Source organism: Crenothrix sp., from assembly GCF_043729335.1.
GTDB lineage: Bacteria > Pseudomonadota > Gammaproteobacteria > Methylococcales > Methylomonadaceae > Crenothrix.
The window spans coordinates 14,041-28,166 of sequence record NZ_JAYTLQ010000015.1; the positions used below are offsets into that span (position 1 = coordinate 14,041).

Consider the following 14,126-nt stretch of genomic DNA (forward strand, 5'->3'; position numbering starts at 1 on the left):
AAATTTATAATCTGGTATTAATTTAGTAATTAGCCTTATAATTTAGGTAAATACCCCGCTATACGTCACCATTATTTACAATAACAGTCGTATCCCAGTAAATGGGGTGTAAAAAAGCTGTACAAACATCCCAGCTCATTCATAAAGCATAACAATCTGTTATAAATCACCGCTATTCAAGCACTGGACAGCGCACCCTTGTAGTACATTGGCATCAATCAAATCTATTAAATACTTCAAGCACGGCGCTAACTGTCCACTTAATTTACATCATAGTTTATTAACCCACAAGAAGATTGCAATAAAACAAAACAACATATTGATTTTAAATATATAAATTTTTTTGGCACGCTGATTGCTTTAGTTATTACGAGCCTCGTTGAATTCAGCCTCACACGGTGCCTCACTTAGGTAACAAGATCATAACGACTACGCTGTATTAGCTCTAACCAAGCAGAGCGACACCTACCGCGTAATCGGATAAATTGAGCATTAACGTAACAGGGATTTACCCTTTTTTTATTTGGAGAACCACAATGAACAAAAAATTATTAGTCGCAGCTATTGCTGTAGCCACTGCTGCAAGCGCTTCTGCTTTTGCAGCCACACCATTAGGCAGCGCTACCCAAAAAGGTAGCTTATTAATATTCCCACGTGTTGAATCCTTAGATGCCACTGGAGACTTTGCGGACGCTAGCAGCGACACGCTGATCCAAATCACTAACGACTCTACAAGAGCCGTACGTCTGCAATGCTACTGGGGAACTACTGAAGGCAACCCGTTTTCTTCTGAAGGAAAGTTAGCGACAGACAAAACAGGCACAACCGGTGGCAATACTGCTGGCGGCAAAGCCCCTAATGCAACGTTAGCGGCAGCAAATCGTAAATCTATCAGAAACAACCATTATATGGACTTTGCGTTTACCTTAACGCCAAACCAACCGGTATCTTTCTGGGCTGGCGATCTTGCGAATACCTCTGTCTTTAACGTCTTGTCTACTAATGTTAAAGCGCCACAATTTAACTTTTTCCAAGACGCTACCCAATCTAATGCAGGCGAATTGAAATGTTGGGCTATCAATTCAAAACAAGCAGAAATTCATCACAACCATTTGATGGGTAAAGCAACTGTTGTCACTTTTGATAAAACAACAAATGCTAACCGCAACCAAGCACACGAATACAATGCCTGGGCTTTCCAAGCGCATTACTGGGAGAAAAAGCAAGAATACCCAACCAACAGCATACATTACAGCGGCAAAGAATTACCTACGCCAAACGTTCTGAGCTTAAATGGTAAAGAATATGATCAATGCCCTAGCCTCTTGGCAGGTCAATTCATACCCACAGGCCATCCTTTCTCTAAAGGATTTGGCAACGGCAAAGGCAGCAAAACTCAAGTCAGCATTGCTAACTGCCATGAAGACATGAGAGAAGCAGGTGACTCACATATCACTAAATTGGCTTATTTTACCTGGAATAACGACGAAAACAAATTCAGCGGCGCTGATGATTGTATGGGTGCATGGCGTGAAATTGACTTAGGCGAGTCTTTCGGTAACTTCACTTATAAAACTTTGAAAAGTGATACCGCTTACTTCCGTGCTGAGCCAAGAGCAAACTCTTTATGTAACCAAGGCAGCCAAAAAGCAGCAATGGAAACAGATATTGAAATTAGCAGCATTGTTGGCGTACAAGTAAATGATATAGGCGGCGTTTTCCAAACCAGCAGCAACTTGGTTGGATTAGGTAGCGGCATTGCTTCTCCTTATGAAAAAGCAGCTGGTAAAGGCGAAATCATGTGGGAACCTACTAATGGCGATGTTGGCAAAAAATAAGTCCACGTATGACCTTAAATGCTGTTAATTTAAGGTTGCTATAGTTACGCTTCATTCTGAGTGTAATGTCCAAAAAACGAGGGGCAAAAACTACGGTTTTTGCCCCTTTTCTGTTAAATAGGGATCAATAAAATTTCTGCATGACGTATAATTTAAGTAGATACCTTAAAAAGATCGTTTTTATAAATATTCAGGACAAATCCGTATGAATGCAGTGACATCAAAGACCAGTTTGGCACTTATTGTGGCAATTGGCCTGCTTACAACTCCTCCCGTATTTGCAGTCGACAAAGACCAGCAACTGATCGATCAAGTCCAGCATTATTGGGGTGCGCAAGCCAAACGCGATTGGAATACCATGTATGGTTTTCTTTCGCCTAATGAGCAGGCTACCATGACGCGTGCGCAATACAGTGAGTACCTTAATAAAACCACGGCTTTCGATTATAATAATGTGCAAATTAAGGATAAGGAAATTGTAGATAATATGGCATGGGTGGCTATAGAGTACGATGCCAAATTGATCCTTTATCCTAATGCTGCTCCGCGCCATGTACAAAATTGGCAACTTTGGCAAAATACTGACACATGGCATCTTATTCCTAGCGAACAAAGCCAGCACTATCCTCGACTACCGCCCAAATTACGTCTGGCAACAGAAGAAACTGCCTTGATGCAACGTGCCAAAGACGCATGGAGCGCCAAGTCTATACAAGACTGGAAAACGTTTTATAGCTTCTTACCCTCCGCCTATCGGACGCTCGTTAACCTGGACAGTTTTTTGCAAAAAAAATCACAATATCTTTATCTAAATCCAAATATTGATTGGGCAGAAGTAACTCAAGCATTAAAAGATAAAGGTTTAGTAGAAGTAAGCTTTGCTATTAAACCTAACGATCCGGCAGCATCTAAACTGGAACCCGAACCAAAAAATATGCTAGAAAAATGGTTTAAACAAGATGGGAATTGGTATATTGATGTGCCATTGCCAACAAACAAATCAGCATCTCCAAAACACTAAGTCAACAAGAGCAAAACCATGAAAGCTATTTATTTTTGCGGAATCATTGCAGCAATGTCAGTCGGCTGTAGTAGTTCACAAAATGTGTTGTCAACACATGAAATAATACCAGAAGCACAAAACCTAATGCCTTCTAACCGTGTGCGTTACCAGATGAAAACGGAAGGCCTTCCTACCAGCGGTCGCTGGAAAAGCACCCCCAAACTTGTCGATATTAACCAGGATGGCCTGTTAGATTTAGCATCATACCCGCGACTAGAGCATGGGGCACGAGTATGGCTAGCAAATAAACAAGGTGGCTGGACAGACGCCTCCCAAGGGTTAGAAATTGAAACCTCATGTGGTGGGGGCCTGGAACTGGCAGACATTAACAAGGATGGTAAATTAGATATCGCAGTAGCGGATCATTGCAATGGTGTCTTTGTGTATTTAGGGGATAAAGACAATACCTGGAAAAATACTACCAAAAACATGATATCGGCATTGGCGCAAAAAATAGAAGCCAGCAACTCAGAAGGTCGTTTAAATAGCCTCAAGGGGACAGAAGATTTAGCACTAGATGATGTTAATGAAGACGGTTTTTTAGATATTGTCACCGTTGGCTCCGACGAAGGAGGCTTTACTGTTTATTTAGGTGATGGCAGCGGAAAAAAATGGCATCAACCTAAAAGCGATGGCTTACCTAGTGGCGAAAATCCGGGTACTGACGAAAATCGCGGTGGTTGGGCAAACGATGTCCAACTTCATGACATGAATAATGATAAACATTTAGATATAGTTGCCTCCTACTATTCTGGCCCACGTATTTGGTTAGGCGATGGCAAAGGGCATTGGCAACCTAAAGCCGAAGGATTAACAGTTACCAGTTTAGGAGGAGTATTCCGGAGGTTGTCAGTTGCCGATATCAATAATGACGGTCTTAAAGACCTAGCTGTGGCTAATAATCTCAATGGTGCAGAAGCTTACTTGCAAAAACCCGATGGTACGTGGCAAGGACCTACCGATATAATGCCACAGATTAAAGAAGGTGCATCGACTGTGGCGTTAGGCGATCTCGATAATGATGGGCATATGGATGCTGTCATTGGCGGCAGATTATCTGATAAAGTAACCAGCCCTGGCGGCTTACACATCGTTTTTGGCGACGGCAAAGGCCAGTGGCAACAGGAAAAAGACACCGGCTTACCTACTGAAGGTATGGAAGAAATTTGGGGCATTGCTCTTGCTGATCTTAATGGTGATAAGCGTCTTGATATTGTAGCGACTTCAGGAAGCACATCAACCAATACGTTTACCGTTCATTCTCAGTCGGTAAGCGCTCCTGTTAACTCACTTCCTCTAGGTAACAAAAACCGGCTCCAAAAAAACAGCCCTCAATTACCCCACTTGCAAGTATGGTTGAGTGAACCGATAGAGAAAAAACCACATTAAACCTAAAAATAAACCGATCTTAAAACAAGAGAGAATGTGTAATGCGCAACCGCCATGCTGCTATTAGTACTCTCTCTTGTTTTTTTGTTAGTCTATTGATCTTGCCGCTCTACGCATTCAGCGCAGATCAAACTAACGCATGCAAACCCTCACACCTCACCAGTAAAGTCATCAGCCTGACTGACTGCAACACAGCTACCGATCCCGTTAATCCTGAAGCCAGCACCCGTGCTTTTATTAACACTCATGCCGATGATTTAAAGCTGCCCAAAGATCAATTTGAATTAAAACTAATTGACCGTAAAAAAAGCTTACAAGGCCAACACTCAAGATACCAAAAAATCATCGACGGCTATCCTGTTTACAACGGCGTTATTTCTATTCACCAAGATAAAACCGGCCATATACGCCGCGTAACCAGCCAGAATAATACGTCACAAAACCCAAACCCCCAGCAAAAGAAATCTGCCACTAAAGCAATCATCAGCCAGAATCAAGCTGAGCAAATCGCACTGCAATCCCTTGCAAAAAACGCTCAGGGCAAACCCGATTTACAAATACGAGAACACGCCGAAAAAATTTGGTATCCAACTCCTGATGGCTCCATGAGTCTCGCTTGGAAAATGTTAATTTTAGGCGAAAATCCGTTGGGTGATTTTCGGATGATTATCGATGCAGCAAGCGGCGTTATTCTTTTACAACAAAACCGCATTGCGTTTTTTCAACGCGGCGAAGGCCGGGTGTTCCATCCTAATCCGGTGCAAACTAGCGGTATAACCTCGCTCACCGATCAAAATAATGCCATTAGCCCATTATTAACATCACAATTAATCAACGTTACCTTGCGCGGACTCAGCGACAATAAACGCGACGACTTTTTGTTAAAAGGCCAGTTTATTGATGTCGCCTCGCTTGATAACAAAAACTACCCCGTTTCGAAATTTCCAGATGCCAAGCAAACCAATCGCAAATATTTTTATAACCGTAACGATTCTCGCTTTGAACAGGTCATGGTGTATCACACCATAGATAGCTATCAGCGCTATTTACAAGCCTTGGGTTTTAACAACGCTAACCCTGCACACAACGGTATTCACCAATTCCCTATACTTGCTAGTGCCCACTGGTATGGCCAGGACTTGTCTTTTTACCGGCCAACTAACGATACGCTACATTTTGGTGATGGCGGCGTGGATGATGCCGAAGATGGCGATATTATCTTGCACGAATATGGCCATGCTATCCAGGAAGCACAAAATCCTGATTGGAGTTGTGACTCGGGTGATAACTGCGAAATGCGTGCCATGAGCGAAGGCTTTTCTGATTATATTGCCGCTGATTTTAATGCCCACCAGGGAAATCTGGCGTATCAACGTAAACACGCCGCCTGTGTGGGCGAATGGGATGCTACCGCCTATAGCAAAACCATACCAGCCTGCTTACGGCGCGTTGATAGCAACAAGACCTACCCTGATTTAGTGGGCGAAAAATACGACGATTCGGCGATTTGGTCACGGACTTTATGGGATATACGCGCGGCATTAGGTTCTACTATTGCCAACCAGATTATTCTTGAACATCATTATGCAATGCCCACAAATGCCACTATGGCTATGGCCGCGCTGGAAATGCTCTCAGTTGATGCTGAATTATTGGGCGGCACTCATGAAGCAGCTTTACGCAAAGCTTTTTGCGCCCGCAAGATCTTAAGCGGCGCACAATGCACACCCCCTAAAAACAAAAAAATAACGCTTTACGCCAACAAAGACAGCTTTATCAGCCAAACATCCACCAATACTAATAATGGAAGTCATGACCGCCTAAAAATCGGCGGTGACCTTAACCATGAAACCCGAACATTAATCGGCTTTAATCTGGGTGCTATTGATGTTAAAAAAATAAAATCTGCGGTTTTAGAGTTGGCCATTGCAAGCAGTGATAAGCAATGGGGCATCTACGGACAACCCATTGACATCCACCCGCTACGCGCAGATTTTGCCGAAGGCCGAGGCGGCCACTACAATTTAAACATTTGGCCTTGGGTCATTTTCAGTAAAATACCCGGCGTTACCTGGAACTGTGCAGCCGACCGAAATATTATCAATAACCGCCTCGATTGCTCATCAGCTTGGTCGGGTGGATTGATCCACTCTACAAAATTTACCCAAGGTTCTGGTGTACCCGTAGTGCAAACCAACATCTTAACCGGCAAAGTTCGCTGGACAGTCACAGACGATCTCAAGTCGGGTAGTCGTCGCTGGATTATCAAAAAAGCCTTTCCTGAAGCGGGTCAAGTGGATTATTATTCCAGGGAAGGTGCCGCAAAAAAACGCGACCTCAGCCTTTCACCACGACTGATCATTACTTTCAAATGAGCCATACCAACTTCGATTACGGCTCATAATCTAAAACAACCTGTATATTTACTTTACAATCCGTAACATTCATTTTAGAAAACTGAATTGAGATGCTACAAGCTCGCCAAGCAATCTTCTATTCATTTCATCTTCCAGACCCTGTCGAATTAATTTTCAATCACAACCATTTTCTAAAAAATTTCCGGCAAAAAACACACTAATAAATTGATTTTAATAGCTAATATTTAAATGGCGCGTTTATTGCTTTATTCTAGAGTATTACTCACTCTTCAATACGCAAAACTCTTATGAACCGGAAAGTTTTAGTCCTTGCTGTTATAAGCATGTCTATTAGCACCTCAGCTTTTTCTGCTAGCAGATTGGGCGGCGTCACCCAAAAAGGCAGCTTGTTAATCTTTCCTCGCGTTGAAGCTTTAGCACCTTCCAACGGTGCATCGGGTTTTAGTGATACCTTAATTAATATCACTAACGACTCTTCAAAACCGGTTAATTTGCAATGTTACTGGGGAACCACTGAACAACATGCTGATAGAAGAGCGCCAGGACTGGGCGGCAATACAGCGCCCAATAGAAAAGCTAAACTGGCTAGACATACAATAAGAAGAAGCCATTACATGGCTTTTTCTTTTAAATTGACTCGAAACCAACCGGCATTATTTTGGGCAGGCGATTTGTCAGATACGGAAAATGCTTCTAATTCGGCTGCTAGTGGGCTTAATAATCTAGTCTCCACCAAAAATACGCCCCAATTTAATAATTTCCAAGATGGTACTCAGGCTAATGCTGGCGAGTTAAGGTGCTGGGCAATTAGCAATACAGGCACTAGAGAAATCCATCACAATCACTTAGTGGGTAAAGCGACAATTGTTACCTTTGCACCGGACAGTAAAGCCGCCGTTCCAACCGCAGCAGGTCAAGCCCACGAATACAACGCCTGGGCATTCCAGGCTTATTATCTGGGCAGCAACGACATCAAACATACTGGCAGGGCGCTAGCCACTCCCGGACAACTTGATTTAGACGGCAAAGAATACGACCTTTGCCCAAGCGCGTTAGTGGGGCAATTTATGCCAGCAAGGCATAATCTTGACGGCGCAAATACTAGAACCCAAATCAGTATTGCTAATTGTCACAAGGATTTAACACAAGACGGCGATGCCCATATCACGAATCTGAATTACACGGTATACAATGCCAACGAAGTAAAATTTAGCGGGCCAAATGAATGTATGGGCGCATGGTATGAATCGGATTTGGCTGCAAAGTTTCCACATTTTACTTACAAAACCCTTAAAACCGATTCGGCTTACTTTATAGTACGGCCAACAGCCAGCAGACTGTGTAACAAAGGCTCACAAAAAGGCAAAATGGAAAAAGATATTGAAGCCAGCAGCATAGTTGGCGTGCAAGTAAATGATATTGGCGGGGTTTACCAAACCAGCAGCAACTTGGTCGGTTTAGGGGGTGGTAGCGATACGGCTAATCCACCCGCAGGTAAAATGCTATGGGAACCAGACTATGGCGACATGGGTAAAAAATAACGCATCTAAAGTATAAAAGTACATGACCCTGCCCTGCCAACCCGTTTTTTAGTAGTTATTCAGTTCCCTTCTTTGAAAAAGAGGGGGGACTGAAGGATTACGTTTTTTATATCAATTGGGGGCTGGTATTCATCGTCTTAAATTGATAGTAATACCCGCACCATCCGCTGACTTTTTCTTATCTGCTTCTGGATCTTGTGACATTACAAATTGGCCTTTAACTTGCAGAGCGCCTTGCTTTTTTCCATTTTCATCAAAAAGTGAGCTTCCTGTGCTGTCCTCAACACTGTTGATTTTCCGTGTAGCATCGGGGATGTCAAATTCTTTAAAAGGAACGGCTAAATCTAAAAGTTTATGCTGTTCCATATTTTTAGTGAGCGTGTTTTTATCAATGTCACTATGCCTACGTTTTGCTTTACCAAAACGCGCTATCTTAGCTCGGTGGGAAGTTTTTTTGTGTTTTACAGCGCCGGTGGTGGCACGATGCGTTTTGGCAGCCACGTTAGGGATACCCATCGAAATAGCCATGATAAGTATCGTGATCAATCCAGACATACGATAGTTTTTCATTTTATACGCCTCAACGACAAAACGATTTATTTAATGAATCATACAATAGCAAGATATAGCCTGAAACTTATCATTGGTAACGCGTTGGATCGGCTATCCCCGCAGTCGCAAAGCCAATTTTCCGCAACCGACACGCATCACATTCGCCACATGCCCTACCCTGTTCATCGGCTGCATAACACGACACCGTGCGCTGATAATTAACGCCCAAGGCCACGCCTTGCTTAATAATATCAGCTTTGCTCAAAGATATTAACGGCGTGTGGATCGTAAAAGGCTCACCTTCCACACCGGCTTTAGTCGCCAAATTAGCCAAAGTCGTAAATGCCTTGATAAACTCAGGCCGACAATCGGGGTAACCGGAATAATCAACGGCATTTACGCCAATAAAAATATCATGCAGCTTTAAAACCTCTGCCCAACCTAGTGCAAACGACAGGAAGATAGTATTTCTAGCGGGTACATAAGTGACGGGAATACCGGTTTGCGGGGTGTTGGGTACGGCAATATTGGCATCCGTCAATGCAGAACCGCTGATAGAACCCACTCCCAACGTAATGATTTTATGGCTTTCAACACCGTACTCGGCGGCAATCTGAGCGGCAGCTATCAATTCTGCATTATGGCGCTGACCATAATCAAAGCTAAGTGCGTAACACAAATAGCCTTGTTGCTGGGCTAGCACCAACAGGGTGACGGAATCCAGTCCGCCGGATAAAAGGACAATGGCTCTTTTTTGCATAGGACTATTTACCTCGGGCATCATCCCAAAGCAATTTATGAAGTTGAATTTGAAAGCGAACAGGCAATCTATCCTGAAGGATTTTATTGGCCAAGTCAGTAGGATGCTGTTGCCCCATCACCGGTGAAAACAACACCTGACAACGTTCAGTCAAGTTGTATTCGGTTAACAAAGCCTTACACCAATCGTAATCTTCATCGTTACCGATGACAAACTTGATTTGGTCGTCAGGCATAATGAAGTTAATATTTTCATACAGATTTTTAGCCAATTCACCGGAGCTGGGGGTTTTTAAATCCATTACTTTAATGATACGGCTATCAACCCCAGAAACATCAAGCGCGCCACTGGTTTCCAAAGACACTTTGTAGCCCGCATCCGCCAAAACCGTCATTAACTCCAGACACGCAGGCTGCGCCAACGGTTCGCCGCCCGTAACAGTAACATAACGCGTACCATATTGTGCAACCTCTGCAATAATATCGGTAATGGCCATGCGTTGGCCGCCGGTAAACGCATACGCCGTATCACAATACACACAACGTAATGGGCAACCGGTAAGACGGATAAAGACCGTCGGTAAGCCGACTGTGTTGGACTCACCTTGCAACGAGTAAAAAATTTCGGTAATACGTAAGGAATTGTCGGTCAAGGTTTAACATCCGTTAAAGTGGCCAGTTTTTTTGACGCTAAATACGCCGCATTGGAGTTAGGGAAATCGGTACGGATACGCGTCAGGTATTCACGGGCTTTGTCGGCATTATTAAGCTCAATCTCAATATAACCCAGTTTTAATAAAGCATCGGGTACTTTAGGACTATTTGGATAATTATCTACGACCTTATTAAAAGCCGCTTTCGCCGCATCATTATCTTGCTTAACACGATACGCCTCACCCAGCCAATATTGCGAGTTACTGGCATAACCACCGGACGGATATTTAATCAAATAATCATCAAAAGCAGCTATCGCTTCTGGCGCGTGACCTGTGCTCAATTGCTTATAAGCTTGTTCATAGACCTGCTTTTCTTCATCTGAAGCCTGTATCGGCGCTTCGGGTGATTTTGTTTTTGGTTCGGTTGCCGTAGCGGGTTGTTCAGCCGGCGGTGCAGCTTCATCAGGAACTTTAGTTTCCGGTGCTGACTCTGTTATTGCAGCTGCGCCTGCTGCGGCATCCGTTGCTAAAGCAGGATCGGTAGGGGTTGCGTCCGTAGCTGTATCGCCAGGCGTAGCAGCACTTGCATCAGGCGCTACTGCACTAGCTTCTGGCGTTACTGCGCCCTTATTTTCCAATGCTTGCAAACGCTCATCAAAATCCGAATACATGGTTTTTTGCTGCTTTTTTAACTCTGCAATCAAAAAAACCTGATCTTCTACCTTGCCGGTCAGTTGCTGAATTTCTTTTTGCATCTGCTCCATACGGTTCATCATCTGATTCAGCGTAGTAATAGAGGGTGCTGCTGTTGGTGGTTTAACAGAGGGCAGCGGATAAGAAGAAGTATCCACCACTGGCGGCAAGTTTTCTGCACACGCGCTAGTGGTGGCAGCACACAACAGCATGGTAGCAAAACGCATGTTCATTTATCGCCCCTGATAGACCAGTTCGACACGGCGATTTTGCTCCCACGACGATTCATCACTACCAAACGCCGCCGGTTTCTCTTCACCGTAACTGACATTATCCAACTGACTATCTGATACACCTTGCAGCGTTAATTTACCCGCTACGGTTTTGCCACGTTGCTCGCCCAAAGCAATATTGTATTCGCGTGATCCGCGCTCATCGCCATGGCCTTCCAAGGTGACCCGTTGGCTAGAATGTGCCGCTAAATAACGGGCATGGGCGGCAACAATAGGCACAAAATCCGACTGAATTTCACTGCTGTCTAAACTAAAATAGATAATATTCTTTGACAGCGGGTTATTAGGATCGCTGAATTCTGGCCCGATAGCGGCATTAGGGTATTTACCATTAGCGCCGCCATTCATACCGGAACCGTTCATACCATTGGAACCGTTTAAACCGGAACCATCCATACCAGAACCACCGTTCAAGCCGCTGGTTGATGCATCGGTATTAACGCCACCAGGGCTGGCTGTACTCGCTGCCAATGGATCGACTTCATCTTCGCTACAGCCTACCAACAGTGCAGTGACCAATAACGCCAGTATTGTTTTATTAAACTTCATTGTACTTATCCTTAACATAAATGATGACTAAACTCGGGTTTGTGCCAACAGAACTAGGGTGACCACGCCGGTTCACGGACTTCACCGCTGTTAAATACCATTCTTTGCTGCATTTTACCATCTAATGTCACCGCGGATAAAAATCCGGTTCGACCTTTTTTAGACGCGTATAAAATCATGCTACCGTTAGGTGCAAAGCTTGGCGATTCATCCGACGGCCCACTGGTTAACACGTTAATCGCTTTGCTATTCACATCTAATACTGCAATCCGGTAATCGCCGCCATTACCATGCACCATGGCAATGTTTTGGCCATCCGGTGAAAAACTGGCACGGGCATTGTAATCGCCACTAAAAGTAAGGCGTTGTTCTTCACCACCGCCTTGGCTGGAAGTCATGTACAGCTGCGGCTTGCCGCCACGATCAGAAGTAAAAACAATGGTGCTGCCATCGGGCGACCACACTGGCTCTGTATCTATGGAAAAGCTTTTGGTAATCTTGCGTAAAGCCCGTGTGCCGACATCTAAAGTATAGATATCCGGGCTGCCGTCTTTAGATAGCGTTAACGCTAGCTTAGTACCGTCGGGTGACCAAGCCGGCGCGCCATTAATGCCCGGAAATTCGGCAACCCGCGTACGTTCGCCCGTAGCCAGTGTTTGCACATAAATCGCTGCATTGTGTTTTTCAAAAGACACATACGCCACTTTGCGCTTATCCGGTGACCAGGAAGGTGACATTAAAGGCTGCGTGGACGCTGCAATGGTTTGCGGATTAAAGCCGTCGGTATCGGAAACCTGTAGTTTATGCTGGCTTTCTTTACCCTTCCGATCACTGGTGATATAAGCAATGCGACCGCTGAACGCACCTTTTTTGCCAGTGAGTTTTTCAAAGATCAGATCAGCAATGTGGTGGGCGGTACGGCGTAAGTCATCGGCAGATGAAGCCATTTGGTAACCCATCATCGGGCCACCTTTTGATACGTCCAGCAACTGGAATTGCACATTGTATTGGCCGCCATTACCACCGACTTGGCCAACCGCCATATAGTTTTGTCCCAAGCCCTGCCATTGTGGAAACTGCACTTGGCTAGCGCTGCTAGGCTGGCTCGGCATGGAGCCACGCGACATCATCCTAAAATAGCCACTGCGTGCCAAATCGGCATTGATTATCGCGCTAATATCCACCGGTGCGCCTTGCGATGCAAACGGCACGACGGCAACCGGTATGCCATCAACCACCGTACCTTCATTAATTTCAATGGTCAGTTCGGCATTACAAAAGGCCCCGTAAGTACCCAGCGTAACAACCATCACTATTTTTTTAAAAAAACTCACATTTATACTCCTTTCCTAAAATTTGCTAAACCGCTGCGTTGGTTAAATAAAGCTGTACAGGTTAGCATTATTGACCTTGTTTCAAGTCGCGGGATAAGGCCAAAAAATGGTGTTAATGTGGTTGGCGGGACGCTAGGAACCCCAACACATTATGCTGCATCTGTATCGTTGGGGCTCCTAGCGTCACCCCAACCGACACTTGTGTCGCCGCTTAAGTTAGTAACCCATATTTCAATTCACAGATTTTGGATAACCAAATTCTCCGCTATAAACAAAACATTGGATTATCCCTATCTTATCATTTTGAATAATTGATAACGACATAAGCTGCATTGCCTGTTTTCCCATCGTTTAAATTATCGATGAATATTAAAGGTTATCGACCTAAATTCCTTCAAAGCTAAGTCTCTATCGCTGGGTACGGGTAAAGGAGATGACCGACGCACAGCATTCTCGGCAGATTGGTTAAAAATAACATCACCGGTACAAGATGCCGTCGCATCAATAACAGCACCACTCACTGACATCCGTACCCTAATGCTGCAACTGCCATGTTTGTCAGACGGCAACACCCAGTTCCGAGTCACTTTTTGTTGAATAAATTGCTTGTATTTAGCTATTTCATTGGCTGCCTTAGCCGCGTTAGCTCTAGCTAAAGCGGCTGCCTCGGCTTGTTTCTTTGCGGCCTCAGCTTGCTTGGCCTGCTCTTTGGCTTTTGCTTGTGCCGCTTCCGCTTTAGCTTTTTCAGCGGCCTCTGCTTTGGCACGCGTAGCCGCTTCAGCTTTCTTATCTTCTTCTTTGGATTTTTCTGCTGCCTCTGCCTTAGCACGACTTGCCGCTTCCGCTTTTGCTTTAGCACCTGCCTCTGCTTTGGCTTGTGTTGCTGCTTCTGTTTTAGCAGCTTGCCTTTCTGCCGCTTTTGCAGCTTCTTTTGCCTTAGCAGCGGCTTCTGCTTTTGCAGCTTGTTTTGCACTAGCCGCAGCTTCGGCTTTAGCCTGTACAGCGGCTTCCGCTTTGGCAGCTTGTTTTGCATTGGCCGCAACTTCGGCTTTAGCCTGTACAGCGGCTTCCGCTTTGGCAG

Annotated in this window: 12 protein-coding genes; 5 read left to right on the plus strand and 7 right to left on the minus strand. The window is 44.6% G+C overall.

The window, feature by feature from the left end:
- Positions 1 to 536 precede the first annotated feature (536 nt).
- The 5 genes from ACHZC4_RS04450 (at position 537) to ACHZC4_RS04470 (ending at position 8,209) form a co-directional block, all read left to right on the plus strand.
- On the plus strand, positions 537 to 1,838 hold the full coding sequence (locus tag ACHZC4_RS04450) for a hypothetical protein (RefSeq protein WP_394752617.1): 1,302 nt from the start codon (positions 537 to 539) through the stop codon (positions 1,836 to 1,838).
- A gap of 205 nt (positions 1,839 to 2,043) precedes the next feature.
- A complete protein-coding gene (locus tag ACHZC4_RS04455; protein ID WP_394752618.1) occupies positions 2,044 to 2,859 on the plus strand; it encodes a hypothetical protein in 816 nt (271 codons plus the stop codon).
- An 18-nt stretch (positions 2,860 to 2,877) separates the two neighbouring features.
- The gene (locus ACHZC4_RS04460) at positions 2,878 to 4,290 is read left to right on the plus strand and encodes an FG-GAP repeat domain-containing protein (RefSeq protein WP_394752619.1); all 1,413 of its coding nucleotides are present in this window, start codon (positions 2,878 to 2,880) and stop codon (positions 4,288 to 4,290) included.
- 41 nt (positions 4,291 to 4,331) lie between these two features.
- Positions 4,332 to 6,665 carry a M36 family metallopeptidase gene (locus ACHZC4_RS04465; RefSeq protein ID WP_394752620.1) on the plus strand — a complete coding sequence of 778 codons (2,334 nt, stop codon included), beginning with the start codon at positions 4,332 to 4,334 and terminating at the stop codon, positions 6,663 to 6,665.
- Positions 6,666 to 6,991: 326 nt separating this feature from the next.
- The gene (locus tag ACHZC4_RS04470) at positions 6,992 to 8,209 is read left to right on the plus strand and encodes a hypothetical protein (RefSeq protein WP_394752621.1); all 1,218 of its coding nucleotides are present in this window, start codon (positions 6,992 to 6,994) and stop codon (positions 8,207 to 8,209) included.
- 129 nt (positions 8,210 to 8,338) lie between these two features.
- Here the strand turns inward: ACHZC4_RS04470 and ACHZC4_RS04475 are convergent, their stop codons facing one another.
- From ACHZC4_RS04475 to tolA, 7 genes are all read right to left on the minus strand, one after another.
- Entirely contained in the window at positions 8,339 to 8,779 is a 441-nt protein-coding gene (locus ACHZC4_RS04475) for a hypothetical protein (RefSeq protein ID WP_394752622.1), read from the minus strand.
- Between the two features lie 70 nt (positions 8,780 to 8,849).
- Positions 8,850 to 9,521 (minus strand): 7-cyano-7-deazaguanine synthase QueC, encoded by a 672-nt coding sequence (gene queC, locus ACHZC4_RS04480; RefSeq protein WP_394752623.1) that lies wholly within the window; start codon positions 9,519 to 9,521, stop codon positions 8,850 to 8,852.
- A 4-nt stretch (positions 9,522 to 9,525) separates the two neighbouring features.
- The gene (queE, locus tag ACHZC4_RS04485) at positions 9,526 to 10,173 is read right to left on the minus strand and encodes a 7-carboxy-7-deazaguanine synthase QueE (protein ID WP_394752624.1); all 648 of its coding nucleotides are present in this window, start codon (positions 10,171 to 10,173) and stop codon (positions 9,526 to 9,528) included.
- Positions 10,170 to 11,102: a tol-pal system protein YbgF gene (gene ybgF / locus ACHZC4_RS04490; protein WP_394752625.1), complete on the minus strand. Its 933-nt coding sequence runs from the start codon at positions 11,100 to 11,102 to the stop codon at positions 10,170 to 10,172. The genes queE and ybgF overlap by 4 nt, the downstream gene beginning before the upstream one ends.
- Entirely contained in the window at positions 11,103 to 11,711 is a 609-nt protein-coding gene (pal, locus tag ACHZC4_RS04495; protein ID WP_394752626.1) for a peptidoglycan-associated lipoprotein Pal, read from the minus strand.
- A 53-nt stretch (positions 11,712 to 11,764) separates the two neighbouring features.
- Positions 11,765 to 13,021, minus strand: a complete 1,257-nt coding sequence (gene tolB / locus ACHZC4_RS04500; protein ID WP_394752628.1) for a Tol-Pal system beta propeller repeat protein TolB — start codon at positions 13,019 to 13,021, stop codon at positions 11,765 to 11,767.
- Between the two features lie 380 nt (positions 13,022 to 13,401).
- A partial coding sequence (gene tolA, locus ACHZC4_RS04505; protein WP_394752627.1) for a cell envelope integrity protein TolA occupies positions 13,402 to 14,126 on the minus strand: 725 nt, incomplete at its 5' end.

Bases quoted from the DNA above. Each gene is read 5' to 3' on its own strand.
- ACHZC4_RS04450 (WP_394752617.1), top strand. From the start codon at position 537: ATGAACAAAAAATTATTAGTCGCAGCTATTGCTGTAGCCACTGCTGCA.
- ACHZC4_RS04455 (WP_394752618.1), top strand. From the start codon at position 2,044: ATGAATGCAGTGACATCAAAGACCAGTTTGGCACTTATTGTGGCAATT.
- ACHZC4_RS04460 (WP_394752619.1), top strand. From the start codon at position 2,878: ATGAAAGCTATTTATTTTTGCGGAATCATTGCAGCAATGTCAGTCGGC.
- ACHZC4_RS04465 (WP_394752620.1), top strand. From the start codon at position 4,332: ATGCGCAACCGCCATGCTGCTATTAGTACTCTCTCTTGTTTTTTTGTT.
- ACHZC4_RS04470 (WP_394752621.1), top strand. From the start codon at position 6,992: ATGTCTATTAGCACCTCAGCTTTTTCTGCTAGCAGATTGGGCGGCGTC.
- ACHZC4_RS04475 (WP_394752622.1), bottom strand. From the start codon at position 8,779: ATGAAAAACTATCGTATGTCTGGATTGATCACGATACTTATCATGGCT.
- queC (WP_394752623.1), bottom strand. From the start codon at position 9,521: ATGCAAAAAAGAGCCATTGTCCTTTTATCCGGCGGACTGGATTCCGTC.
- ybgF (WP_394752625.1), bottom strand. From the start codon at position 11,102: ATGAACATGCGTTTTGCTACCATGCTGTTGTGTGCTGCCACCACTAGC.
- pal (WP_394752626.1), bottom strand. From the start codon at position 11,711: ATGAAGTTTAATAAAACAATACTGGCGTTATTGGTCACTGCACTGTTG.
- tolB (WP_394752628.1), bottom strand. From the start codon at position 13,021: ATGGTTGTTACGCTGGGTACTTACGGGGCCTTTTGTAATGCCGAACTG.